The organism is Clostridium sp. BJN0013 (assembly GCF_040939125.1).
Classification (GTDB): Bacteria; Bacillota; Clostridia; order Clostridiales; family Clostridiaceae; genus Clostridium_B.
The window spans coordinates 1,866,349-1,892,206 of sequence record NZ_CP162495.1; the positions used below are offsets into that span (position 1 = coordinate 1,866,349).

A 25,858-nucleotide genomic window follows, 5' to 3' on the forward strand; every position below is an offset into this window, starting at 1 on the left:
AAAATAAATAGAATAATGTATAAATGATATTTTAACTAAAATTAATATATAAAATCATATTGACTATACTCTATATTAAATATTGCCTTTTCCTATGACGTATTATATTATTATTACTATTAGGTATCAATAACCAATTTTTGAAGAAATGAGGTATAATGCATAAAATATATTATTTTGTGTATTATGTCTTATGAAAATAGGAGAGTGATAGTGTGAATGCGGAAAATAAGGATCGCAGAATACGAAGAACAGAAAAATTAATAAAACAGGGCCTTTGTGAGATGATAAAGAAAAAATCACTAAAAGATATTACTGTAAAGGATATTACTGATGTAGCAGATTTAAATAGACGTACGTTTTATCTCCATTATAAAGATATTTATGATTTGTTAGAACAAATAGAAAAGAATTTAATAAAAGAATTTAAGGAGTTATTGGAAAATTGTCATCCAATTATGTTTCATGATTCAGCTTATAGATGTGTAGAAGTATTGTTGCAGCACGTTTATGATAATTTAAATCTTTTAAAAGTAATAGTTACCAATAATACCAATATTCTAGATAAGTTAATGAATATTGCTATTTCATATGCTTTAAATTCATCATCGGATATTTATAAAGATGATGATGAAAATGTAAAATATGCTTTTGTGTTTATAATATTTGGTACAATAGGTATTGTAAAAAAATGGATTGATGATGGGACAAACATTTCTCCTCATCAGATGTCTATTATGATAAATGATTTTATCGCACATGGATTAACTTCTATTAGATTAAAGAAGAGTTTGCTATAAACTATTAAGTGTAGATTTGTATTTTACACGCTCTCAAATATCAGTTATTATTTCAAATTAATTTAACCACTAGAATGAAAAAAGGATAAAAGAATATGAGAAATATATCTAACATTCTTTTATCCTTTGTTTTTGATATAAAATAAGAAATGGAGAAGCCACCGATCAAAGTTACTTCTCCAAATCTGAATAGAACTATAAAGATAGTTCAAACCAATAATATTATGATAATAGATTTTACAGTAAATTTCAATAATTATGATGATAGGATTTTAAAAAATTATTCAATTATTATTTATACTTGTCCAAAGTGTGGCGCAAAACATTCCTTAACTAGACATGGCTGCTACGAAAGAAATGTCTTCCTTATTGATGAATTTGACAATATACAAGATAGAAAGATGCTTATTTTAAGGGTTAAATGCTCTTCATGTAGGAGCACTCACGCTATTTTGCCCAATGATATTATACCTTATTGTATTTATTCTTTTTCATTTATTTTAAAGGTTCTAACAGCATATTATTCTAAGCAGCATAAAGTTAAGGAAATAAGTTCGAATTTCTCTATTTCTTTTCAAGTCATTTATGTGTTTATATCAAAACTTTCATCATTTCTTAATTCTTGTAAATCTGTTTTAAGAAGCCTAAGCTCCTCCATGGCTTCTACTCTAGATGCGATAGTACCCGCAATTGCCAACTATCAATTGAATGGGAACTTTTTATACCAATATTTCTTTAACTCTCAGTGGATATTTCTAATGCTTAAGTTTCAAAATGTTTTACCTCGTCCAATTTATATTGGGGGCTTCTACTGAGTACTTTTTCCAACCCACATAACTCTTGAATAGAATTTGATAGCTTGTCCTGGTAATATCAAATCAAATATATTTTAAGGAGGTTTTTCATTGTGAAAGATAAAGGAAAACAAGCCATAGCTCTTTTTAGATTCTCTTTAATAGCTCCTTTAGTAAATGAAACTTATGAAGCTGCTTCTAAAAATCAATTTTTTAGAGATATTGCGTCTAAAGAACATACTTTACCAAATGGACATAACATTAAAATTTCCTCTGGAACCATAAAAAAGTGGTTTCTAAATTATAAACATGGTGGTTTTGATGCACTTATACCTAAGGCGAGAGCCGATGTAGGACAACCTAGAAATATTGATGCTAATGCTATTGCAAAAATTCATGAATTAAAAGAAAGATTACCCTATATAACAGGAAGCTTAGTTTATCAAAAGCTTATTGAAGAAGGATATGTTAAAGAGAGTAAAACTTCTTTAGCAACAGTTTTAAGATACATAAGGGAAAATAACTTGAAAAGAAGCCAATTAGCTCCTGTAGATAGAAAAGCTTATGAAATGGAGTTTGCAAACGATTGTTGGCAGTCAGACACTTCCTATGGCCCTATTATTAAGGTTACTGGACAACAAAAGAAGAAAACTTTCTTGATAAGCTTTATCGATGATGCCTCCCGGCTAATACTTCATGGTGAATTTTTTTTTCAAGACAATGCGGTGAATATGCAGACTGTATTTAAAAAAGCTGTTTCAAAATATGGAATTCCTAAAAGACTATTTGTAGATAATGGAGGAACCTATAAAAATGATCAGTTACAGCTAATTTGTGCTTCTTTAGGAATTGAGTTAATTCATACAAAGGCTTACAGTCCAGAGTCAAAAGGTAAAATAGAAAGGTCCTTTAGAACTATAAAAGATAACTGGATGAATGGCATCAATTGGAATGATTACACTTCGTTAGAAGCCTTAAATATAGATTTCAATAAATACTTAAATGAGAAATATATCAATTGTATTCACTCCTCTTTAAGTATAACCCCTAGAGAAAGATATATTCAAGATATGGATAAAATGAAATTTATACCACATGAAGAATTAGATAACCATTTTCTACATCGAGTAAGTAGAAAGGTTAGTAATGACGCTACAATTAAATTAAATTGTCTTCAATTTGAAGTTCCTGCAAAGTATATAGGGCAAAGAATTAATTTAAGGTACTCACCTATAGATTTAAATAAGGCATTCATTTTTGACAAAGACAATAATATATGCGATACAGTTTATCCATTAAAAAAGGTTGATAATTCAAAGATTAAGAGAAATGTTATAGATTATTCTAAAGTCAATGGAGGAGAATAAAATGTATAAAGCTTATTGGGGAATGGAGTTTAATCCCTTTGAGAAAGGCTTAAGCGAAAAAAACTTTTTTCAATCTCAAGATTTTTCACAGGCAATGTCACGATTAGAGCATCTTAAAAATATTAAAGGAATAGGACTATTTATAGGTCAGTCAGGCATAGGAAAGACCTATACTTTACGATGTTTTACAAATTCATTGAACTCAAATTTATACAAAGTTATTTATCTAACACTATCTACTGTTACAGTATTGGAATTTTATAAATCCCTCGCCTACGGCTTAGGTGTAGAAATCTATTCAAAGAAAATAGATCTGTTTAAAGCAATCCAGGAAAGAATTATTTCATTATGTAGGGATAAAAAAATCACACCTGTAATTATTGTAGATGAGGCACAATACTTGAAAACAGAGGTTTTAAATGACCTTAAATTACTATTAAATTTTGATATGGACTCTAGAAATTATGCTGTGCTAATACTTTGCGGACAACCTCTTTTAAACAACATACTTTCAAAACAAATCCATGAAGCCTTAAAACAAAGAATTGTAATTAACTATAACTATGAAGGAATATCCAAAGAAGAAGTTATTGAGTATATTTCTTCAAGGCTAAAGCTTTGTGGAGTGTTCACTGAAATATTTAACGATAACGCTTTAGAAGCTGTAAATTCTTGTTGTAATGGTTCTACAAGAATACTAAATTTTCTTATTGAAAAATGTTTAATGATAGGCTATCAAAAAAACTTAAAAGTTATTGATACAGAAACAGTAATGTTAGCGCAAAATGAGATAAATCTTATTTAATTGAGGAATTCGTAAATAAAGTACCTTTGTTTCCATAATAGATATATTAAACTTTGAAGAAATACACAATTTATTAGAGCAGTTATCTGCTCTTTTTCTTATATAGGTTAAATTTGCTTGCAAAAGTTGGTTAATTTATTGTGATTAAAGGATATTCTATTGTGAAAATCTATATTGGGCCAGGATAAAATAGTTTGAAAAAAGTAGGAGAAAACAAAGTGTAAATCAACAATTAAGTAATCTATTAAAATTACTTAATAACTTTTATAATTTGTACTTTTTCTTGACATAGCACCAATGGTGTTGGGAAAATTATATAAATTATTTTTCATATCATGGATATGATTATTATATTGTTAGTTTAAGAGTACATGGTAAAAGTTATGGTAAAGAGAATCTGAATCAATGTAATCTAAACGATTATGTGCAGGGTATGCTTGGAGAAATAAATAATTTAAATAAAAAGCCTGGAATAACTGGAATAATAGGTTGTTTTATGGGTGGAGCAATTATTCAGAAGATTATTGAAAAATATCAGGACAAAGTAAAAGCTGAGGTGCTTTTATCTTCTGCTGCTCGTTATTGTGAAGAACATAAAGAACTCGACGCAAAATGATATGTAATTAATCTTGGCATAAGTATAGTACTTTAAACTAAATGGCTGAAAGAATTTCGTGAAAATAATGAAATAACCGTCTGTGGTTTGGTAAGCTTAGATGTATAATGTCCGCTTTATAAGTTTAGAAGACCCTGCCATTGATACCTATTTCCACCCAGAAATTATACAGGGAATAGAAGTCCCGATTACAGGATTGATGAATGATCGATATGCTGCCAGGACTTTTAAATTTTTATTCATTGACATAATTTATGAACTTTTGGAAGTCGGTCTATGTAGGAGTAAGACGGATATTTTAATATAATACAATAATAAAAGTATGAAAATTTTAACTTTAGGGGATTGTATTTTTTATGATACGACCTCCTATTTTTTTATTTAGGATATAAATATTTATTTTATTAACATAAAAAATTTTTTTATTTTTTATGTTAATAAATGTAATATATTATATTATTTGTATTTTGAATTTTGCAGTATAAGTTGTGCAAAAATTTTATGTTTTAATATTTAAAATATGAGTTTCAACTCTAACTTCATTTAATAAAAAAAATGAAGTTACCTTAACATACATAAATAGTATATATACTCGTTTTAAGAAATATTTTTATGTTGAAATGTATATCACTATATATGTAACTATTAATATCACATATTTGTAACACATGTTGTCACTTTTGATGTTTTTGGATATGTCACATAAAAGAATAAATCATGATAAAAAATCCATATTATTAATAAAAATATATATTTTAACAGAGAATATAATGTAAATATTCAAAATAAAGGTGTTGACAATTTTATTAAATGATTATATTATACAGTTATTATATGACTATTTAATAAAAAAACCATAATATATTATTAAACAATTAAATAAAACAAAGTATATTTGCGTATTTAATAATATATTAGTTGATGTGGAGGAAAATGGAAAATGGATTATTTATCAAATAACTCAAAGTTAAAAGTTACAGCTAAATCTGGACTTAGGTCAGAATGTTTATCTTTTTATGAAGTACTTGGTCAATCAATTGCTAATATTGGACCTACTGTATCACCAGCTCTTGCTATACCATTAGTTTTTGCTTTTTCTGGTAATGCAACCTGGCTAACTTATATTTTTGCTACTACAGGAGTATTTTTAGTAGGACTACATATTAATCAATTTGCCAAGAGGTCTGCTTCTCCTGGCAATCTGTATACTTATGTAGGTAATGCGTTAGGGGAAGGGGCAGGATTTTTATCGGGATGGGCTCTAATTATTGCATATATGTTAACTGCTTCTGCAGTTATGTGTGGATTTTCAAATTATTTAAATGTAGTAGCTGATGTGGTTGGATTGAAAATACCTAGTACAATTGCACTTGTAATAGCAATTGCTAGTGCTTGGTTTATAGTTTCCAGGGATGTAAAAATTTCAGCAAAATTAATGCTTGTATTAGAATTCATATCTCTTGCATTTATATTTACACTAGGAGGCATGGTGTTGGCACAAAATGGATTCAGTTTAGATATCAATCAATTTAAATTACAGGGAACATCATTTAATGATTTAAGATTGGGATTGGTACTGGCATTCTTTAGTTTTGTTGGTTTTGAAAGTGCTACTTCTCTTGGTGATGAAGCAAAAAATCCTTTAAAAAACATACCTAAAGCTGTAATAATAAGTGGATTGTTTGTGGGAGTGGCCTTTGTAGTACTTTCATATATTGAAGTGATGGGATTTGTAGGAAGTACTACAAAATTAAATGAATCATCAGCACCATTATCATATTTAGCAAATAAAAGTGGTTTTGGTTTTATGGGATTTGCAATATCAATTGGAGCTGTTATTAGTTTTTGGTCTTGTGCAGTAGCTTGTATAACTGCTAGTGCAAGGATAGTTTTAACTATGGCACAAAATGGAATACTACATGGATCTTTGGGGAAAACCCACGAAAAATATAATACACCTTATAAATCTATAAATGTGATTTCTATAGGTGCATTTGTAGTTCCTCTAGTACTGGTATTGTTTAAATTTAATGATATGGATATATTCTCATGGGCAGGAACTATAGCAACTTTGGGATTTTTATTCAGCTATGTAATGATAGTAGTAAGTGCACCGGTATATTTGAAAAAAATAAAAGAACTGAAAGCAATTAATATTGTTGTATCTGTAGTTTCCTTTGGAATACTTATGATACCGATTGTTGGCAGTATTTATCCTTTGCCGGAATTCCCTAATAATTTATTCCCATTTATTTTCTTAGCATGGATGGTAATGGGCATGTTATGGTATGCATTTAGAAGTAAAGAAATTAAGTTAAATAAAAAGTTCACTGAAAACGGGGAAATTGAGGAAACAGCAATAAATTTGTAAAAAAATTGTAAATTTAATTTCAAGAATATTGCTAAAATTATGTAAATGTGAAATGGAGTGATAAATTGAAAATAATCGAGTTATTACATGACAATGATCAGCCTAAAGTAACAAATGTTGATTTATGGTTGAAGAAAAATAAGAACAGTAGTTTTCAGAAAATTAAGGCTTTTAGCTTAGATTATCCTCAATTTAAAGATGTAGACTTAATTATTATCCATGGTGGTTCCCAACATATTTGGAATAAGAATGAAGATGTGTGGTTGACTGATGAAATTGAGTATGTAAGAGAAGCATTAAAAAATAATATTTGTGTGATTGGTTTTTGTTTAGGAGCACAAATAATTGCAGAGGCTTTAGGAGGGAAGACTTATAAGTCAGAAGAAAAGGAGGTGGGGTGGCTAAATATAAAATTTACAACAGAAGGTAAAAAACATAGAATACTAAAAAGTTTAAATGATGGCTTTATGACTTTTCTATGGCATAGTGATCACTATAATTTGCCACAAAATTGTACTGTTTTAGGATATACGGAAGCAGCAAAAAATCAGATCTTTGTAAGTAATATGTATAAAGCTATAGGATTTCAATTTCATCCTGAATATACAAAAGGAAATATAAAAGATTATATTGATAAATATGATGATTGTGTATGGTCTGGCGGAAGATTTGCTCTTGGAAAAGATAATATTTTAAAAGAAACCGAAAAAATTGGAAGTACCTATGAATTATTTGAAAAAATATTTATAAATTCAGTTCAATGGTTTGAAGAACAAAAAAGTTAAAGGAGATAAATAAATTGTTAAATGCGTTTAAACGTTTATCAGAGGAAAAGCAGGTATATATTATAAATGCAGCTGCAGATATTTTTGGAGAAGAGGGTTTTCACCATGCAAGTATTAGTAGAATCTGTAAAAAAGCGGGTATTTCAAATGGAGCATTATATAAGTATTTTGAAAATAAGGAAGCCTTATATTTTGTTGTAGTTGACTATATAACACATAAGATTGAAACAGAAGTATACAAAAAGTATATAGACAAATCCGAATCAATTTTTGATGATATTCATAATTTCCTTAGGGGATTAAAAGAATTTATTCAGAATTATCCTAATTACATTGTAATTTATTGTGATTTTGGCTCAAGTTCAATGAATAGATTTGCAGAAAGAACTTCTGAAAAATTCAGGATAGCTACTAGTTTATATACAATTAGGATGGTAGAACATAGTAAAAAAAGAAATGAAATAGACAATAATATAAAAAATGAAGTGGCTGCTTACTTGATTGATAATTATTTTACAATTTTTGCTTATACGTTAGTTGCAAAATATCATAACAACAGAATAAATTCTTTCTTCAGCATGGGAAACAGGAAGTTGAATGATGATGAGATAATTGATTGGATATTGGAATCTTTAAAAGAAACTTTAAAGAAGAGATGAAAATTTTACCAATAAAGAGAGCGACTAATCGCTCTTAACAAATTAAAATAAATAGAAACGGAGTGGTAATTTTGAAGGCAATATATGATAAAGAAGTGGTAACAGGATATAAAAAGTTGACTGAAGATGATGTTAAAAAATTAATTAGCAACAATGAAATTGAAATGATCAGGGTTGAATATGTAGATATATTTGGTGTAAATCGTGCTAAACTTATTCCTTCTGAAATGGTAGACGAAGCCATGAAAGATGGACTTGCCTTTGCCTCAGCAATATTTTGCATGGGACTTGATAATAGTCTGGTGGAGTATGAAGGAAAACTTGATTATACTTATGATGATATGAAAATAGTAGCAGATCCTTCAACATTTATAGTCTTGCCATATCTGGAAAAGACAGCTCTTATGCTTGGTGATATATATTACCATGAAAAGCCAATGAATATATCGCCTAGATGGTTTCTTAAAAATATCATCGATAAATATCTAGAACTTGGTTATAATCCAATAGCAGCTGGAGAATTAGAATTTTTTCTGTTTAATAGATGTGAAGATGGAAAATCAATTACCCAGTATACAAATCAGCCTGGTAACTTGTATACCGAAAATATAAGAATAGATAGGAAAGGATTTTTGCCCCAGATTACAAAGAGCTTTAAAAAGATGGGCTATAAAATACTTTACATGAACCATGAATTTTATCCGGGGCAATATGAGTATAATTGGAAATATGGGCAGGCCTTAAAAAATGCTGATGAAATCAGTATATTTAAAGGTGTATGCAAAGATATAGCAGATAAAAATGACTTGATGGCAACATTTATGGCAAAACCATTAAACGGTAACGGTGGAAGCGGGTGTCATTATCATGTATCACTCAACGGTTTGGAAACAGGAAAAAATGTATTTTATGATGAAAGTGACTCGGAGGGTATATCTGAAACTATGAAACATTTTATAGCTGGTGTGCTCAAACATGCTAAGGCTTTAGTAGCATTTTTGGCACCTACGATAAACTGCTATAAAAGGTATTGTCCAGATTCTTTCGCACCATGCCATATTGGCTGGGGATATGATAATAGAACTACTTATATAAGAATTCCAGATGAGAGAAAGGGTGCAACAAGGGTTGAAGTAAGGGCAGGAAGTGCGGCAGCAAATCCATATCTTGCACTTGGGGGAATACTGGCGGCAGGATTGGACGGAATAATAAACAAGCTTGATCCGCCGGAGGTAATAAAGTCCGATTTATACCATGATGAGGAGAAACAGGTAGAATATGTACCTAGAAGTCTGGAAGAATCTTTAAAACTTATTGAGGATGATAAATTCCTTTGTGATATGGCAGGAGAGGATCTCATGAAAATATTTTTGGCACTTAAAAGAATGGAAGTTGAAAACTTCAATAGGTCAGTAACCGACTGGGAATGGAAAAATTATTCTTATCATATATAAAATTATTTAAATTTAATATATTTGGAGGAAGAAAAATGTGTGGTATAGCAGGAATAATAAATAAAGGTGGAATGGATGTTGCTTCAACTTTAATAAACATGCTTTCATTAATCCAGCATAGAGGACCAGATGCCAGTGGTATAGCTGTATATGGCATGGGTAAAGAAATTTTGTTGAGAGTTACAGAAGGAAGAAAGGGTTTGCATGATACTCTGGTTCAAATTGTAGAGAAATATGCTTCAATTAGTAGAGAAAAGATAACGGAGAGTAGAAATAATATTTTTTACTCTGAGATAATTTTAAATATCAAAAAAGATTATATAGAAAAATTGCACCAGGAGATTAACGAAGTAGATGGATTATATGTAAATTCTTGTGGAGAGGGAATGAAAGTATACAAGGATTCAGGATTAATTGATAATCTTCTTACTTATCAAACTATTGATAGAAATACAGCTACTCATGGAATCGGACATGTAAGAATGGCTACAGAAAGTGCAGAGGATGTCAATGCGGCACATCCTTTTGTATCGCCATTTTATTCAGATTTAAGCATAGTTCACAATGGACAGTTTACAAATTATTTTAATCTCAGAAGAAAATTGGAAAACAAGGGTGCAAAGTTTAAGACTTTAAATGATACCGAAGCAGCAAGTCATTTAATTGCTTATGCAATGAGTGAAAATGGAGGAGATTTAGAGGGAGCCCTGCATTATGCTTCAGATCAATTTGATGGGATTTACTGTATTATAGCGTCCACATCAGATCAGATTGGAATAGCTAAGGATAAATTGGGAATAAAACCCCTGCTGATTTTTGAAAAGGACGGAACAATACTATTGGGATCAGAACAAATTGAATTTACATCTATTTTCCCAGATGTATATGCGGAGGAAATAGAGCCAGGAGAGGTGAGAGTATGGAATTTATAGATGCTAAGAATTTGAAAAGTAAAGAATTAAATGAAGCAATAAGAGAATGTTTTGAAAAAGATAATGAGGTAACTGTCCAAAATTGTCACTCTATGCATAATGTAGCTATTGGACTATCTCAAAAAGGTACTGTGATGATAAAAGGAAGTACTGGTTTTTATACAGGTGGTTTCTTGGAAGGAACCAAAGTTGTTGTTGATGGAAATGTAGGCTGGTATGTTGGAGATAATATGATGGATGGAGAGCTTATAGTAACGAAGAATACAGGATGTAATGCAGGCAGTTATTTTTATGGAGGTACTATGGTGATTTATGGAGGCACTGGAAGTAGGGTTGGATATGGGATGAAAGGTGGAACTATTATAGTGTGTGGATCGGCAGGTATGTGGGCTGGACAGATGACGCTAGGCGGGAAATTAATAATTTTGGGAAAAGTTGGAAAGAAAATTGGAGAGTCCATGTATAAAGGAGTGATATTTACTCAGGATAAAGATGTTGAGAATAAAATTGGAGGAAATGTCTATGTTGATAATACCACGGAAGAAGAAAAAGGGGAGTTAAATCAATTGTTTATCAGGTATGATATTAAAACAGATGCAGATAATTTTAAAGCAATAAGGCCTTCCTCTACAGGAAGACATAAATATATACTGTTTAAACCGCAGCTGTCCAAAAAAATTGATGAGGAGGAAAGAAATATATGGCTACTGAAGTTGATGAAAAAATGGGATCAAAGATAAATATAAATAAAGAAATAGAAGCTAAAGATGTCCAGAAAGGTATCTGGAAACCAGAAACTATTTCAGAAATAGATTATAAATCCAGATATGGGAAGCATCGTATTAGAGGCTGCGGTGCAACGAGATATATGCCAAATTTTGATGATTTGATGATACTGCCTTCCCAGTTAAGCAGGATGCCAATAGATACTTATCGTGAAAATTGTGAAACCAGAACTGTACTTGGACATCGTTTTGCAAAAAAACCCCTAGTAATAGAAACTCCAATTATGATAGCTGGAATGTCCTATGGTGCATTGAGCAAAGAAGCTAAAATTGCCCTTGCCAAGGCTACAGCTTTAACGGGAACGGTTGTCAGCAATGGTGAAGGTGGATTGCTTGCAGAGGAAAGAGAAAATTCATATAGACAGTCAGTACAAATACTTGCTACTAGATTTGGATTTAGCAGGAAAAATCTTAAAGAGGCTGATATGTTGGAATTTGTAATTGGAATTGGTGCTAAACCTGGTATTTGCGGGCATTTGATGGGAAGTAAAATAACAAGAGATATAGCTCAAATGAGACAACTCCCTATAGGAATAGATCTTCATAGTCATCCAAGACATGCAGATGCCCTTGGACCTGATGACATGGTGGTAAAAATTGAGGAACTAAGAGAACTTACTAATTGGGAAACTCCCATATTTGTAAAGATTTCTGCCGGCAGAGTTAGGGATGATGTTAAAATAGCAGTTAAAATTGGAGTGGATGGAATAATATTGGATGGTGCACAGGCAGGAACAGGAGCCGCTCCTGTAATGGCAACAAATCATCTGGGAATACCTACTTTACCTGCATTAGTTGAAGCGGTAAAAACTTTGGATGAAATGGGTGTAAAAGATGAAATGAGCTTGATTATTTCAGGTGGTATTAAAGATGGTGCAGATATTGCAAAGGCTCTTGCAATAGGGGCTGATGCAGTTGCCATTGGAACTGCTGCAATGGTGGCGATGGGATGTAGAGTGTGTTTGAGGTGTCACAATGGTGTATGTCCTTTTGGAATAGGAACACAGGATGAAAATCTTAGAAAAAATTTAGATATAGATGAAGCGGCACATAGAGTTGCAAATTATATCAAAGCCATTACAGATGAAGCAATAATTTTAGCAAAAGCAGCAGGAAAAACAAAATTAAGAAATCTTGAAAGAGAAGATTTACGTTCTCTTACTTTAGAAACATGTGCCATGACAGGCATACCTTTAGTAGGAAGTAATTATGTATTTGGAGAACGATTTGGATTTGAAATGTAAGGAGGAGAAAATGAGAATATATAAACATCCTATATTGGGAACTTTTCAAAAGGGTAAATTAGTTAAATTTCAATTTGATGATAAAATTTTAGAAGGCTATGAAGATGAGCCAATAGCAGTAGCATTAAAGGCAAATGGTATTATGACTCATAGATATACAATTAAACGTAAGGAACCAAGGGGAATTTTCTGTGCTATAGGTAGGTGTACTGATTGTGTAATGATTGTAGATGGGAAGCCAAATGTTAGAACATGTGTGACCTTATTAAAAGAAGGAATGAAAATACAAACGCAATATGGCGTAACTAAAAAGGAATAGGATGGAGAAATATGAAAAGATATGAGTTAATTGTAATTGGAGCAGGACCGGCGGGTTTATCTGCAGCTATAGAGGCTGCATCTAATGGTATGGATGTTATTGTGTTTGATGAAAATTCAAAACCTGGTGGACAGTTACTTAAACAAATTCATAAGTTTTTTGGTTCAAAAGCACACAAGGCAAAAGAGCGTGGTTTCAAAATAGGAGAAGAATTACTAAAAGAGGCGAGAGAATTGGGTGTTGAAGTTGTTCTCAATGCTGTTGTAATTGGGATATTTCAAAATAAAGAAGTAAATGTAATGCTTGACGGGCAAATTAAGCATATAAAAGCAAATAATATTATTATTGCAACTGGAGCCTCTGAAAATGTAGTTCCTTTTCCAGGGTGGACAATGCCTGGAGTTATTGGAGCTGGTGCAGCTCAAACCATGATGAATATTCATGGGTTAAAACCTGGAAATAAAATATTGATGGTGGGATCTGGTAATGTCGGATTGGTTGTGGCCTACCAACTTATTCAAGCTGGATGTATGGTTAAGGCAATTATTGATGCTGCACCGAGAATAGGAGGATATGGTGTACATGCTACTAAAGTTGCAAGAATGGGAGTACCATTCTATTTATCACATACAATTAAAGTGGCTTATGGAAGTGAAGCTGTTGAAGGAGCGACTATTGTACAGGTAGATAGGAATTGGAAGGCAATTGAAGGTTCTGAAAAGAAGCTGGATGTAGATACAATTTGTATAGCTGTAGGGTTGTCACCCATGTCACAGTTGGCATCAATGGCAGGTTGTGACATGGAGAATAATCCACAAAAAGGCGGCACGGTTCCAATATGTAACCAGTATAATGAAACTTCCATAAGTGGAATATATGCTGCAGGTGATGTTTCTGCAATTGAAGAGGCAAGTTCTGCAATGATAGAAGGCAGAATATCAGGAACAGCGGTATCTTATAATCAGAAATATATCGGAAAAAGTGAATTTGTAAATAGATTTAAAGAATACAGTGAATCCCTTAGTCAGTTGAGACAAGGTATGTTTTCACATGAAAATAAAGGAAGAATAGATTTAACTAAAACAGAAGAAGGCTATGATATCTCTCAAAATCTTCTGCAAAATGGATATTTGAGTGAAAAAGAAGTAATTAAATATCCTGGAGTGGTTTCTGAGAAAGTTAGAAAAAGAGGAATTGTGCCTATTATAGAATGTACTCAAAATATACCTTGTGATCCATGTCAAACGGCGTGTTCAATGGGATGTATAAAAATTGGGAATACCATTACTAATCTACCGGTAGTAGATGAAAATTCTAATTGTATTGGCTGTGGAATGTGTGTGGCTTCCTGTTCAGGTCAGGCTATTTTCTTAGTAGATGAGAATTATGCGCCTGGATTTGCAGCAATATCTATGCCCTATGAATTGTACCCACTTCCCCAAAAAGGAGATAAAGGTGTAGCACTTGATAGAGCAGGTAAGGTTCTGGGAGAAGCACAAGTTATAGAGGTTAAAACTATAAAAGCAATGGATGGAACCAATGTACTTACCATAAAGGTTCCGCTGGAATGGTCAATGAAAGCGAGATTTTTTAAATATTAATTTAAAGGTGGGGTGTAAATAGTGAGTAAGACAATTGAAAGGGTATTATTAGATGAAGAGTTTATTTCAGAAACAGATGATTCAGTAATTATTTGTAGATGTGAAGAGATAACAAAAGGGGAAATAAGAAAAGCTGTATATGATGGAATGAGAAACATGAATGAAGTCAAGAGATATTTAAGAGTGGGAATGGGATTGTGTCAGGGACAAACTTGTACAAAATTAGTGAAAAGTATTATAGCAAAGGAGTTGGGAATTAATCCTGGAGAAATTGAAGTTCCAATTCCACGGTCACCTACACGTCCTGTATCTATGCAAACTTATGCAAATGATGGAATTAATAAATAAAGGTGGAGATAGAGTGATTAAGTCAGACGTAATTATAGTAGGTGGTGGAGTTATAAGTTGTGCCATAGCATATAATCTTGCAAAAAGAAATATTAAGGTTATTGTGATTGAAAAAGATCATATAGGTGCAGGAGCTTCTAGTAGAAATGGCGGCGGAGTTCGCCAATCAGCTAGAGATCCTAGAGAGTTACCCCTTGCTATTTATGCTATTAAAAATTTATGGCCATATCTTTCAAAAGAACTTGGAGTTGAAATAGAATATCATAAAAAAGGGAACTTTCGTCTTGGTAAAACACCAGAACACTTAAAAATACTTGAGAATGTGGTTAACCAAGGTTTAGATGCTGGTCTGGAATTAAGACTTTTAGAAAAAGATGAACTTCGCAAACTTTGTCCATATATTTCAAATGAGGTAGTAAATGCAAGCTATTGTCCTACAGACGGACATGCAAATCCTATGAAAACAACTTTGGCTTTTTATAAAAATGCTTTAAAATTAGGCACAAAATTTATTACTGGTGAAACAGTAAAATCTATTATATTGGCTAAAGGAAAAGTCAGTGGGGTAAAAACTGAAACCAATGTATACGAAGCTCCGGAAGTAGTTTTAGCTGCAGGGTATGAATCGAAGGCTATTGCAAATACTGTAGGAATTGATATAGCAATGAGAAAAGAACTTATTGAAGCTATTATTACTGAAGCTCAACCGCAGATGTTTTCAGAAATGATTGGCACTGCAGAGTCAGATTTTTATGGACATCAAACTGAACATGGTTCATTTGTTTTTGGAGGTTCCACAGGATTAGAACCCTTTCTATCAGATGAGGTAAAAACTATAAATAAAAGTATTACAGCACCATATATATGCAGAGCTGTTTTAAAATATTTCCCAATTATGAGCAGTATGAATATTATACGTACATGGTCTGGTTTTATGGATATAATGGCAGATAAAGTTCCAGTTTTGAGTAAGGTGAAAGAAGTGCCAGGACTTACGTTAGCCTGTGGGTTTTCTGGACATGGGTTTGGAATATCACCGGCAGTTGGACAACTTATATCGGAGTTGATAATCAATGGCAAACCTTCAATTTCACTTGATGCCTTCCGTTATGATCGTTTAAAACCGAAAGGGTAGAATTTATTGTTAGACAAGGAGGTTCATTATGGGTTTTAGAATTGAAAATGATTCTATTGGTGCAAAGAAGGTACCTAAGGATGCATATTATGGGGTACAAACATTACGTGGAGCAGAAAACTTTAAAATAACTGGTTTAAATATTAAAAAAGTTTTTATTGAAAGTCTTGCACAGGTAAAAAAAGCTGCGGCCCAAACGAATAATGAAGCAGGTATTTTAAGTGATAATATTAAAAACTGTATTGTTGAAGCTTGTGACGAAATAATCTCAGGTAATATGCTTGAAGAATTTATAACTGATCCTGTTCAAGGGGGTGCAGGAACTTCAATAAATATGAATGCAAATGAGGTAATTGCAAATAGAGCTTTAGAAATTTTAGGATACGAAAAAGGAAATTATAATATCATTAATCCTAATGATCATGTTAATATGTGTCAATCCACCAATGATGTAATTCCTACTACTGGAAAAATAACAACTTATAAAATGATGATTAAATGTATAGAACAATTAGAAAATTTATATAAAGAGTTAAATTTAAAAGCAGTAGAATTTTATGATGTAATAAAAATAGGAAGAACCCAAATGCAGGATGCAGTTCCAATTAGGCTTGGACAAGAGTTTAATGCCTATAGTGAAGTTATTAAAAGAGACATTAACAGATTAAAAAAAATTAAAGAAAGTTTACTTATAATAAATTTGGGTGGGACAGCTGTAGGAACAGGTATTAATACTGATAAAAGGTACTTTTTTAGGGTTGTACCAAATCTTGCAGTGATTACTGGATTAAATTTAATACAGGCAAAGAATTTGATAGATGCAACTCAAAATTTGGATTGTTTTGTAGAAACATCATCAGTCATAAAAACTTGTGCTGTAAATTTATCTAAAATAGCAAATGATTTAAGATTTATGTCATCTGGCCCCAGGGCGGGATTGAATGAAATCAACTTGCCATCAGTACAAAATGGTTCTTCTATTATGCCGGGAAAAGTAAATCCTGTCATTCCAGAAGTAATAAATCAAATTGCCTTTAACATTGTGGGAAATGATGTGACAATAACTATGGCAGCAGAAGCAGGACAACTTGAATTGAATCCCTTTCAGCCTATAATATTTTTTAAATTATTTCAATCTATTGAAACTTTGACAAATGGAATAAAAACTTTTGTTGATAACTGCATAAGAGGAATTACTGTTAATAAAGCTAGATGCAAACAGTTAGTCGATAACAGCGTTGGTATTGTTACGGCAATTAGTCCCTATGTTGGTTATAAAACAGCTGCTAAGATAGCTAAAATAGCTATAAATACAGGAGAATCAATATCAAGAGTTATTCTAGAAAATGGAATATTAAATAGATCAGATCTTTCTAATGTATTAAATCCAATCAAAATGACTGAACCAGGTATAATGGTCAAACTTGCCAATAACAAGTGATTCTTGAGTTCAGGTAGCGTTCGGATAAAATAGTAATAATATATATGGAACATTAAAATATAATATTTAAGGAGGAATTTTTATGGAATTGAAAAGAAAAAATTTGTTTTCAGGATCACCTTTAGAAGAGAAAGTTGGATATAGCAGGCTGGTAAAAGTTGGTCCATTTGTTTATATAGGTGGAACAACGTCAGTACAATCAGATGGAAGTGTCTTTGGAGAAAATGACGGATATAAGCAAACAAAGTATATTTTAGAAAAAATGATAAAGTGTTTGGAAGAAGCTGGAGGAAAAAAAGAAGAAGTTATTCGTGTTAAAATGTATACAACTAAAATGTCTCAATCTAAAGAATATCTAAAGGCTTATTCGGAATTCTTTAAAGATGTAAAACCTTTATGCACTCTAGTTGGAATTTCGGAATTAAATAGACCAGCTCAACTGGTTGAAATAGAAATTGATGCAATATTAGGAGTTATATAAAAAATTTATCCGAACACTTTGTGAATATATTGATTATGTCAATATTTTAAGAAGTGTATTTAAGCAAGCAATATAATAAAAATTAATTGAAAGGGGCTAAGGGTGTTGTATAAAATGTCATCTATAAATGATAATGACAACATAAAAGATATTAATTCTACATCTAACAATATTACAGATGGTGTAATGATTGATGACATTGGTGAATTTAGTTGCAGTAATACCAACTGTAATATTAATAAGCAAAGTAAAGATAATACTATTACTGATATTAAATTTAATATTTTAAAAAAAGTATCAAAGCGTTCAAAATATGTTGATACCCACATCCGTAAAACATACTATTTTGATAAAAAATTATTCAAAAAAATGGAAAAATTAAGTAAAAAATATAATATTGATAATAGTTATATAATTAATCAAGCTTTAGAATTATTATTTGAAGCTTTAGAAGAAAATAATAAAAAAGAATGAGAAATAGAGTAAAAAGGTCAACCTATGATGAGTATTCAGAGAGTACTCAAGGCTGGTAATAAGCGTATTTCAAAATGTAAAAATTCATTTTGAAATACGCTTATCACTTTAATAACGATGGGATTGATAATGATTATATGAGAAATAATTATATTTATTTAATATTCTTAATTCATATTAGATAATTTACATATGATGTATTTCTCATAGTATCTATAGCTATTTTTTCTCCACTTGATAGAGTGAATTCTTCTTTCTTTAGAATATATCTCTAACTGGAATATTAAAACTCTAGCCTTGTAAATTTCGATATAGATTGGGACTGTATAAATGATTCATCATTTAATTTTTAGAGAACATAATCATCCTTTTAGCGATAAACCAACAGGTGATGACATTGTAATACATTTGAAATGAAATTAGTAATTAGAAAGGGATGCATGTACAAATTATTGTTTATCTGGATACACAACCCCATAACAAAAAGATTTATTGGCTTGTTAAAAATAGCAATATTGTTCTATATTTTCATAAGTAACAATTGATATACTTTATAAAAACTCAGAGGAGAGAATAGTATGTCAAAACTATTTATCTTAAATATATTTTATGCATTAATAGCTGATGCAGTTTGGGGACTTGCCTATGTAATTCCAAATTTATTACCTAATTACACTGCGGTTGAAATAACATTTGGAAGATATTTTGTTTATGGTATTTTTTCAATAATTATGTTACTATTTCAGAAACAAAAAAGTCTTAGAATCATGAATACTAATATATGGAGAAATGCTTTTCTTTTTTCATTTTGCGGTAATATAGGATATTATTTCTTTCTTGTTTTATCGATTAAATTAACAGGAGCTACAATTGCTACATTAATTATTGGAATGTTATCAATTACAACTTCATTATATGGAAATTTTATAAATCATGAATTTTCTTTTAAAAAATTGATTTTGCCAATTTTTGTTGTTATTATAGGTGTATTAATATTGAATTATGCGTCATTAAATAGATCTACGGATACGTTTAATATATATGGAGTGATATATGGGCTAATTGCATTATGTCTTTGGACATGGTATGCAGTTTCAAACGCATGCTTTTTGAAAGAAAATGCTGAAATTACATCACAAATGTGGTCTACAATTACTGGGACTACTACTTTATGTCTAATTCCTTTTTTTATATTAATGATTAAAGTAATAATGCCAGATTCACTTATATTATTTAAGCTTATAAGTCCCAGTAATATTGTTTTTAAATTTTGGCGTACTGCTGTAATCTTAGGTATTGTTGTCTCGTGGATAGGAACTGTTTTTTGGAATAAAGCATCTAATGCTTTGCCTATTTCTTTAGCAGGTGAAATGACTGTTGGAGAAACGGCTTTTGGATTAACATATTCTTTTATTATTGAAGGCCGATTACCCCACATTATTGAATTGATAAGTATAGTAATAATACTAACAGGTATTGTATATTATATCCATACAATAAATTGTTTAAATGAAGGTGATGAAAAATATAATGTTGAAAATGAAAAATCATGTTGAGTATATCTTACGCCAAGATATGAGAGATATGGAAGTTTTAAAGGCTTCTTATACAACCCAAACATTTTCTCGCCATTGGCACGAAAATTTTGGGATTGGAATCATAGAAAATGGAGTAGAAACTTTTGACTATAATAGAGAAAAGTGTTATGCTCCAAAAAGTAGTATAGTATTAATGAATCCAGGAATCATACATACAGGTCAAGCCGTTAATCAGGAGAAAGGATGGAGGTATTGGATTATGTATCCTTCTCCAATTCTTTTACAGGAAATTATGGAACAGATAAATAAAAGACATTCTTCCATACCTTATTTTCCAAAAGCAGTAGTTTCAGATCCTTACTGTGAAAAAAGTTTATACAAAATGTTTCAATTATTATTTGATAAATCATCTTCTCTACTAGAATGTCAAACTGGCTTTTTTACAGCAATGATTAAAGTTTTACAACATCATGCGAAATTTTCTTATGAAGAGGAAAAAATAAATTGGAATTATAAAGTTGCAGATGATATACGAGAATATATAGATAATAATTACAATAAAAATATTTCTTTGGAGCAGTTATCTATGTTTTCAAATATGAGTAAATTTAACTTGCTTAGAGTTTTTGAAAAAAAATGGGGAGTTCCACCTCATATTTATCAAATAGTTGTTCGTATACAAAAATCTAAGAACTTGCTGATTAAAGGATGTCCAATAGTATCTACAGCATTAAAGATGGGATTTGCAGATCAGAGTCATTTTACACGTCACTTTAAGCGTATTGTTGGCATAACTCCTTATAAATATCAAACTCAATTAATAAATAATAATATAACTTAAATTGTGTTTAAAATATAAATTGTGATAATATAAGATATGTGTAAATTTAGAAAAGAGGTGTTTTTTATGAATAATGATGTTTAGAGGGAGTAGTATTTCATTAAGTGAGTATATAAAGTATAAACTTTTTTGGAGGTAATAAAATGACTGAATTAGAAAATTTCATTCTGGAAGGCAATATCAAAAGGTTACTTTTTAAGTTTTCTCTTCCTGCCATAAGTGTATTTTTAGCTAATGTATTATATAATCTTATTGATGCAATTTTTATAGGTAATCAGGCTAATGGTAGCTTAGGAATTGCAGCTTTAACTATAGTCTTTCCTATTCAACAAATAATACTGGCTCTTTCTCAAATGATCGGAGTTGGAATTGCTTCTATAATTTCCAGAAGTCTTGGAGCCGGAAATAAACTAAGAGCAGAAAAGGCTGTGGGTACTGCATTAACATCCTCTGTTCTATTAGGAATTTTAATTATGGTTATAGGACTGGCTTTCATCAGACCTATATTGTATATTTTTGGTTCCTTGGAAACTATACTACCCTATGCTGTAACATTCTTTAGAATTACTTTATATTGCAGCGTTTTTTTCGTTTTTAGTATTGTTTCCAATAGCATCATACAATCAGAAGGACATGCTAATATTGCTATGATAAGCATGATAATAGGACCTGTAATTAATATTCCGTTAGATTACATATTGGTTACAAGACTTAAATATGGGATAAAAGGAGCTGCCATTGCTACAGACATTTCCCAAATAATATGTTTCATATTTTTATTGGTATACATCTGTTTTAATAGTAAAATTTTAGGAGTAAAAGTTAAAAATTTAGTAATTAATATAAAGTTATTAAAGGAAGCGATTTCCTTAGGAGTATCCACGTTTATGACTCAACTGGCTTATGGAATTGTAGCCATAGTATTAAATAATTCAATAAGAATTTATGGAGGATCTGACTTATATATTTCTGCAATTGGTATATATAATCGTATATTCGGGTTTATTACCGTTCCTATGTATGGAATTAGACAAGCTCTTCAGCCTATTATAGGATTTAATTATGGTGCTAAAAAATTCAATAGAGTAAAACAAAGCTTAAAGCTTGGAATTTTAACATCAGTTGTAATTTCATTGGGATTTTTAGTTATAATTATTAGTTTTACAAATAAAATAGCGGGTGTTTTTACATCTAATAATGAATTAATAGCATTGACGGTTCCTATTTTAAGAGTACTGATACTTATGAGTCCTTTAGTAGGTGTTCAAGTAATTGCTGCAAGTTTTTTTCAGTATATTGGCAAACCTAAGCCTGCATTATTTCTATCAATAATGAAACCATTTTTATTTTTAATACCATTAATGTTAATCATCCCAATATTTCTTAAAGTCACTGGTGTTTTTGTATCTGTTCCATTATCCGATTTTTTTACAGCAGCAATATCTCTAATTTTCATATACGGCGAAATAAAAAAAATGAATCAGTTAAAAGTATTAGTTTAACACTAAATTTAATTCACAAAAGGTCTCATTAAATAAATATATTTAAATTAGTATAAAAAATAAATAAGTAATAATGTATGCATAGAAATAATAAAAGAACAATATGAGTAGTTAAACAACTATAAAGTCTGTGATAACTATCAATATGGAAATAAAATAGTGAATTCCAAAAGTCGTAATTTGACTACATAAAGAATTGGGGTATGAGGTAAAGTTGAAAAAGCGTTTTAAGAGTTTTATTTTAATAATTTTTTCTTTAATATTTATTATTGGCATTTGGTATATCAATTTAAGAATAACTAATAATAAAAATGTTGGTATTGTATCTGATAATAAAAATATTGAAACTAAATCTGAAGGGGTTATAAATGAAACAATATCAAATTATATTGAGGATTACTATTCTCATATATTAACTAATGCTGATAAGGTTTTTGAAGCACATAAATCATACTCAATTGAACAGAAAGATGGATTAATAAATGTTTATATTTATACCTTATTTGAAGGATATGCATTTGCTAACGGAAAATTTGGTTTTTCATGTGGAGGGTCAAATCCAGCACTTATTGTGTTAAGAAAAGATAAAGATAAGTTTACTGTTGTTAAATTTGAACAGTCTAAGGATGGAACTGAATATGGGCCATCTATAAGAAAGATGTTTCCACGTAAATATGCAGAGGAAGCTATGGAGGATACAGGTCGTGATTTAGGATTAGAAACACAAATAAAATCAAATGCTAAAGAATGGTTAAAAGCACAAGGCAGGAGTGAATCGCTTTCAGAAGAATAAAGCTATTTTACAATAAAATATTTAATTTTTCATCTAAAATCAACCGAAAGGTTGATTTTATTTTTGTCCCTGAAATTTATAATTGTCATAAAGGGAGTGGTTGGAGATGAAGGAAATAATTAATGTTAAAAATCTTCAAAAAGGCTATAGAGACAGTAAAGTTATCAAAGGTATATCTTTTGGAGTAGAAAAAGGCGAAATACTTTGTTTTCTTGGACCAAATGGAGCAGGTAAAAGTACTATCATAAATATTCTCACAGGAGCCTTGGATTACGAAGCAGGGGAAATATGTTACAATGGGAAAAAAGTAGAAAAAGGTGACAGGAATTTTAAACAGCATTTGGGGATAGTACCTCAGGATATTGCACTATATGAAGATATTTCAGCGGAACAAAATCTTAAATTTTTTGCTTCACTTTATGGCTTGAAAAGTAACAAGCTTAAGAAGAGAATTATCGAAGCTCTTGAATTTGCAGGGCTAGCTGAAAGGTCAAAAGATAAGGTAAATACATTTTCAGGAGGAATGAAGAGGAGGCTTAACATTGCCTGTGCCACTGCGCATCATCCGGAAATACTCATAATGGATGAACCTACTGTTGGTATTGATCCACAATCAAGAAATCACATTTTAAGTTCTGTTAAAACTATGAGGGAAAATGGCACAACTATTATTTATACCACTCATTATATGGAGGAAGTTGAAGAAATATCGACCAGAATTATTATAATGGATAAAGGACAGATAATAACATCTGGAACAAAAGAAAAATTGAAAGAAAAAATAGTAAATTATAAAAAGTTCATTATTGAAGTGGACTCTACAGATAAGGTTAATTTAGAAGACTTTTATAGTGTAGAAGGCGTAAAAGATGTTTTAATAAAAAGAGGCAAGCTGGAAATTACAACTTTAATAGGAGTTGAGAACCTGGATAAACTAATTTCAATTCTTGTAAATAATTTTGTTAAGATTAATAATTTAACCTGTGAAACTGCCAGTTTAGAAAGTGTATTTCTAAATTTAACTGGAAGAAAATTAAGGGATTAGGAGAATAAATATGTATAGATTTTTACAGATATTCAAGAGAGACTTCTTAAATTTATTATTTAATCCCATGTGGGTTTTTTATACCGTTGTTTTTCCATTCTTACTGATTTTGATCCTAGGTTTTTTAACCAGCGGTAATTATGGCAGCATTATTACTTCCTATGATTATTATGGTATTTCTATAATGATTTATATAGTTTTTAATACTTCTACAATAGCTTCAAATAGCTTTATGGAGGAGCGTATTAAACAGGCGAATATGAGGATAATCTACTCTCCCATACCTAAAGGTTATATATATATTTCCAAAATAGCAGCTACTTTTACGTTTTCATTTATTTGCCATATGATGGTAATGATACTTCTAAATCTCACTTTAAAGGTTAACTTTGGAGGTGAAAATTCTGGCTTTATAATTTTAACACTGTTGTTGTTTGAAATTTTTGCTTCTGCCCTTGGAGTACTGTTTTGCTGTATTTTCAAGAGTGAAAACACTGCTAACCAGGTTTTAAGTATTGTGATAAATATTTCAGCCATATTGGGAGGACTATTTTTCAGACTTGACGGGCTTGGACATAATGTAGAAAAAATAAGTTATATGTTACCAGTAAAATGGATTATTACGGATATTTTTAAAGTTATATATGATAGAGATTTTTCCTGTTACTTGCCTATAGTAATTATATTAATCTTATTATCCATGATAACTATATTTTTATGTGGAAGATTCTATAGAACGGAGGATTATATATGATAAGTTTTCTTAAGAATAACTATTACAGAATCAGTGGTAGAAAATATTATATTGTTATTTCATTGCTGATGACAATGATTTCTATAATTTTAGCAGTATATTTAACTTCAAATTTGAAAGTTAAAGACAGTATTGCATTGGTAACTAAAAGTAAGGTAATGATTTTTAAATCAGATTATATTAAATTTACTATTATGGAGGAGGAACCTTCAAAATCCCAACTGGTACTTGGTCGGTATGATGGTGTTATAATTGATAAGGGCAACGGAAAATATCATATTGATACAATAAAAAGTGATAATTTTAGAAAGACACTGGAGAAAATAATAAAGAGGCCTGAAGGCTTTGTACCACAAGTTAAGGATAGCAGAGGTGTAGGTACTAATATTATAGGATATCTTTTTATGTTTATTTTGCTTCAGTGTGTTTTATTCATGTTTACTCTGGCAGAAGATATGGAATTGAAGCAAATTGAAAGAATTGCAGCTTCACCGGTATCTTTTCAAAAATATCTAACGTCTCATTTTATATTTACTTTTTTACTCATTTTTACACCGGCATTTCTTGTAATATTTATGATGAAATGCATTTTTAGGCTTAATATAGGCTTTAGCTTATTGCAGTACGGGGCTTTCTTAGGCATAATATGTTCTTTTGGTATAGCCTTTGCCATGTTTATTAACTCTATTGTAAAAGTATCAGATACTGCAAATATGGTAGGATCTTCAATTGTAATAATTACAACAATTCTTGGGGGAAGTTTTTACTCCTTTGAAAAGGGAAATGAACTACTTGAGAAAGTTATATGGATTCTTCCTCAAAAAGATTTTCTCAGTTTCGTGCAGGGATTGGAAACTGGAAAAACAGTTTTGGAAGTGCTGCCGCAGCTTATATATGTAATAATAATATCTTTAATATTTTTTGCTTTTTCCATAATAAAAATAAAAAAAGACTATGTGCTTAGAACAAATTAA

The 25,858-nt window shown here is 30.6% G+C and carries 25 protein-coding genes and 2 pseudogenes; all 27 read left to right on the plus strand.

All coding sequences use genetic code 11. The annotated features are described in order from the left end of the window. Positions 1–215: 215 nt before the first annotated feature. The 27 genes and pseudogenes from AB3K27_RS09700 to AB3K27_RS09830 all read left to right on the plus strand — a co-directional run bounded on the left by AB3K27_RS09700 (position 216) and on the right by AB3K27_RS09830 (position 25,858). The gene (locus AB3K27_RS09700) at positions 216–800 is read left to right on the plus strand and encodes a TetR/AcrR family transcriptional regulator (protein WP_368490984.1); all 585 of its coding nucleotides are present in this window, start codon (positions 216–218) and stop codon (positions 798–800) included. 224 nt (positions 801–1,024) lie between these two features. After that, positions 1,025–1,321 (plus strand): annotated as a pseudogene (locus tag AB3K27_RS09705) (DUF6431 domain-containing protein); the annotation flags it as partial. A 386-nt stretch (positions 1,322–1,707) separates the two neighbouring features. Further along, on the plus strand, positions 1,708–2,961 hold the full coding sequence (locus AB3K27_RS09710) for a DDE-type integrase/transposase/recombinase (RefSeq protein WP_368488021.1): 1,254 nt from the start codon (positions 1,708–1,710) through the stop codon (positions 2,959–2,961). Between the two features lies 1 nt (position 2,962). Next, complete coding sequence (locus AB3K27_RS09715) at positions 2,963–3,766, plus strand: ExeA family protein (RefSeq protein ID WP_368490985.1); 804 nt, start codon at positions 2,963–2,965, stop codon at positions 3,764–3,766. Between the two features lie 307 nt (positions 3,767–4,073). Then, positions 4,074–4,382 (plus strand): annotated as a pseudogene (locus tag AB3K27_RS09720) (alpha/beta fold hydrolase); the annotation flags it as partial. Positions 4,383–4,482: 100 nt separating this feature from the next. Next, positions 4,483–4,689: a hypothetical protein gene (locus AB3K27_RS09725; RefSeq protein WP_368490986.1), complete on the plus strand. Its 207-nt coding sequence runs from the start codon at positions 4,483–4,485 to the stop codon at positions 4,687–4,689. A 633-nt stretch (positions 4,690–5,322) separates the two neighbouring features. Then, on the plus strand, positions 5,323–6,753 hold the full coding sequence (locus AB3K27_RS09730) for an APC family permease (protein ID WP_368490987.1): 1,431 nt from the start codon (positions 5,323–5,325) through the stop codon (positions 6,751–6,753). Positions 6,754–6,818: 65 nt separating this feature from the next. Next, positions 6,819–7,538, plus strand: coding sequence for a type 1 glutamine amidotransferase (locus tag AB3K27_RS09735; RefSeq protein ID WP_368490988.1), 720 nt, complete (start codon positions 6,819–6,821; stop codon positions 7,536–7,538). A 14-nt stretch (positions 7,539–7,552) separates the two neighbouring features. Then, the gene (locus AB3K27_RS09740; protein WP_368490989.1) at positions 7,553–8,197 is read left to right on the plus strand and encodes a TetR/AcrR family transcriptional regulator; all 645 of its coding nucleotides are present in this window, start codon (positions 7,553–7,555) and stop codon (positions 8,195–8,197) included. A 71-nt stretch (positions 8,198–8,268) separates the two neighbouring features. Further along, complete coding sequence (locus tag AB3K27_RS09745) at positions 8,269–9,651, plus strand: glutamine synthetase family protein (protein ID WP_368490990.1); 1,383 nt, start codon at positions 8,269–8,271, stop codon at positions 9,649–9,651. Positions 9,652–9,686: 35 nt separating this feature from the next. Beyond that, entirely contained in the window at positions 9,687–10,583 is an 897-nt protein-coding gene (locus AB3K27_RS09750) for a glutamine amidotransferase (protein ID WP_368490991.1), read from the plus strand. Next, positions 10,571–11,323, plus strand: coding sequence for a glutamate synthase (locus AB3K27_RS09755; protein ID WP_368490992.1), 753 nt, complete (start codon positions 10,571–10,573; stop codon positions 11,321–11,323). Before AB3K27_RS09750 ends, AB3K27_RS09755 begins: the two co-directional genes overlap by 13 nt. Continuing rightward, the gene (locus AB3K27_RS09760; protein WP_368490993.1) at positions 11,284–12,612 is read left to right on the plus strand and encodes an FMN-binding glutamate synthase family protein; all 1,329 of its coding nucleotides are present in this window, start codon (positions 11,284–11,286) and stop codon (positions 12,610–12,612) included. Before AB3K27_RS09755 ends, AB3K27_RS09760 begins: the two co-directional genes overlap by 40 nt. A 10-nt stretch (positions 12,613–12,622) precedes the next feature. Continuing rightward, positions 12,623–12,931: a (2Fe-2S)-binding protein gene (locus AB3K27_RS09765; protein WP_368490994.1), complete on the plus strand. Its 309-nt coding sequence runs from the start codon at positions 12,623–12,625 to the stop codon at positions 12,929–12,931. Positions 12,932–12,942: 11 nt separating this feature from the next. Further along, entirely contained in the window at positions 12,943–14,532 is a 1,590-nt protein-coding gene (locus AB3K27_RS09770) for an FAD-dependent oxidoreductase (protein ID WP_368490995.1), read from the plus strand. A 21-nt stretch (positions 14,533–14,553) separates the two neighbouring features. Further along, positions 14,554–14,880 carry a (2Fe-2S)-binding protein gene (locus AB3K27_RS09775; protein ID WP_368490996.1) on the plus strand — a complete coding sequence of 109 codons (327 nt, stop codon included), beginning with the start codon at positions 14,554–14,556 and terminating at the stop codon, positions 14,878–14,880. 13 nt (positions 14,881–14,893) lie between these two features. After that, positions 14,894–16,015 carry an NAD(P)/FAD-dependent oxidoreductase gene (locus AB3K27_RS09780; protein WP_368490997.1) on the plus strand — a complete coding sequence of 374 codons (1,122 nt, stop codon included), beginning with the start codon at positions 14,894–14,896 and terminating at the stop codon, positions 16,013–16,015. A gap of 28 nt (positions 16,016–16,043) precedes the next feature. Beyond that, on the plus strand, positions 16,044–17,456 hold the full coding sequence (locus tag AB3K27_RS09785; RefSeq protein WP_368490998.1) for an aspartate ammonia-lyase: 1,413 nt from the start codon (positions 16,044–16,046) through the stop codon (positions 17,454–17,456). A gap of 82 nt (positions 17,457–17,538) precedes the next feature. Further along, positions 17,539–17,937, plus strand: coding sequence for a Rid family hydrolase (locus AB3K27_RS09790; protein ID WP_368490999.1), 399 nt, complete (start codon positions 17,539–17,541; stop codon positions 17,935–17,937). 114 nt (positions 17,938–18,051) lie between these two features. Next, the gene (locus AB3K27_RS09795; protein ID WP_368491000.1) at positions 18,052–18,411 is read left to right on the plus strand and encodes a ribbon-helix-helix domain-containing protein; all 360 of its coding nucleotides are present in this window, start codon (positions 18,052–18,054) and stop codon (positions 18,409–18,411) included. A 578-nt stretch (positions 18,412–18,989) separates the two neighbouring features. Then, entirely contained in the window at positions 18,990–19,967 is a 978-nt protein-coding gene (locus AB3K27_RS09800) for a DMT family transporter (protein ID WP_368491001.1), read from the plus strand. Continuing rightward, positions 19,951–20,790 (plus strand): AraC family transcriptional regulator, encoded by an 840-nt coding sequence (locus AB3K27_RS09805; protein ID WP_368491002.1) that lies wholly within the window; start codon positions 19,951–19,953, stop codon positions 20,788–20,790. Before AB3K27_RS09800 ends, AB3K27_RS09805 begins: the two co-directional genes overlap by 17 nt. A gap of 143 nt (positions 20,791–20,933) precedes the next feature. Continuing rightward, on the plus strand, positions 20,934–22,292 hold the full coding sequence (locus tag AB3K27_RS09810) for an MATE family efflux transporter (RefSeq protein ID WP_368491003.1): 1,359 nt from the start codon (positions 20,934–20,936) through the stop codon (positions 22,290–22,292). Between the two features lie 214 nt (positions 22,293–22,506). Continuing rightward, positions 22,507–23,085, plus strand: a complete 579-nt coding sequence (locus tag AB3K27_RS09815) for a hypothetical protein (protein WP_368491004.1) — start codon at positions 22,507–22,509, stop codon at positions 23,083–23,085. A gap of 106 nt (positions 23,086–23,191) precedes the next feature. Beyond that, a complete protein-coding gene (locus AB3K27_RS09820; RefSeq protein ID WP_368491005.1) occupies positions 23,192–24,130 on the plus strand; it encodes an ABC transporter ATP-binding protein in 939 nt (312 codons plus the stop codon). Between the two features lie 10 nt (positions 24,131–24,140). Next, a complete protein-coding gene (locus tag AB3K27_RS09825; RefSeq protein ID WP_368491006.1) occupies positions 24,141–24,884 on the plus strand; it encodes an ABC transporter permease in 744 nt (247 codons plus the stop codon). After that, positions 24,881–25,858, plus strand: coding sequence for an ABC transporter permease (locus tag AB3K27_RS09830; protein WP_368491007.1), 978 nt, complete (start codon positions 24,881–24,883; stop codon positions 25,856–25,858). Before AB3K27_RS09825 ends, AB3K27_RS09830 begins: the two co-directional genes overlap by 4 nt.

Bases quoted from the DNA above. Each gene is read 5' to 3' on its own strand.
- AB3K27_RS09715 (WP_368490985.1), top strand. From the start codon at position 2,963: ATGTATAAAGCTTATTGGGGAATGGAGTTTAATCCCTTTGAGAAAGGC.
- AB3K27_RS09725 (WP_368490986.1), top strand. From the start codon at position 4,483: ATGTATAATGTCCGCTTTATAAGTTTAGAAGACCCTGCCATTGATACC.
- AB3K27_RS09730 (WP_368490987.1), top strand. From the start codon at position 5,323: ATGGATTATTTATCAAATAACTCAAAGTTAAAAGTTACAGCTAAATCT.
- AB3K27_RS09750 (WP_368490991.1), top strand. From the start codon at position 9,687: ATGTGTGGTATAGCAGGAATAATAAATAAAGGTGGAATGGATGTTGCT.
- AB3K27_RS09755 (WP_368490992.1), top strand. From the start codon at position 10,571: ATGGAATTTATAGATGCTAAGAATTTGAAAAGTAAAGAATTAAATGAA.
- AB3K27_RS09760 (WP_368490993.1), top strand. From the start codon at position 11,284: ATGGCTACTGAAGTTGATGAAAAAATGGGATCAAAGATAAATATAAAT.
- AB3K27_RS09765 (WP_368490994.1), top strand. From the start codon at position 12,623: ATGAGAATATATAAACATCCTATATTGGGAACTTTTCAAAAGGGTAAA.
- AB3K27_RS09770 (WP_368490995.1), top strand. From the start codon at position 12,943: ATGAAAAGATATGAGTTAATTGTAATTGGAGCAGGACCGGCGGGTTTA.
- AB3K27_RS09785 (WP_368490998.1), top strand. From the start codon at position 16,044: ATGGGTTTTAGAATTGAAAATGATTCTATTGGTGCAAAGAAGGTACCT.
- AB3K27_RS09790 (WP_368490999.1), top strand. From the start codon at position 17,539: ATGGAATTGAAAAGAAAAAATTTGTTTTCAGGATCACCTTTAGAAGAG.
- AB3K27_RS09795 (WP_368491000.1), top strand. From the start codon at position 18,052: ATGTCATCTATAAATGATAATGACAACATAAAAGATATTAATTCTACA.
- AB3K27_RS09800 (WP_368491001.1), top strand. From the start codon at position 18,990: ATGTCAAAACTATTTATCTTAAATATATTTTATGCATTAATAGCTGAT.
- AB3K27_RS09805 (WP_368491002.1), top strand. From the start codon at position 19,951: ATGAAAAATCATGTTGAGTATATCTTACGCCAAGATATGAGAGATATG.
- AB3K27_RS09810 (WP_368491003.1), top strand. From the start codon at position 20,934: ATGACTGAATTAGAAAATTTCATTCTGGAAGGCAATATCAAAAGGTTA.
- AB3K27_RS09820 (WP_368491005.1), top strand. From the start codon at position 23,192: ATGAAGGAAATAATTAATGTTAAAAATCTTCAAAAAGGCTATAGAGAC.
- AB3K27_RS09825 (WP_368491006.1), top strand. From the start codon at position 24,141: ATGTATAGATTTTTACAGATATTCAAGAGAGACTTCTTAAATTTATTA.
- AB3K27_RS09830 (WP_368491007.1), top strand. From the start codon at position 24,881: ATGATAAGTTTTCTTAAGAATAACTATTACAGAATCAGTGGTAGAAAA.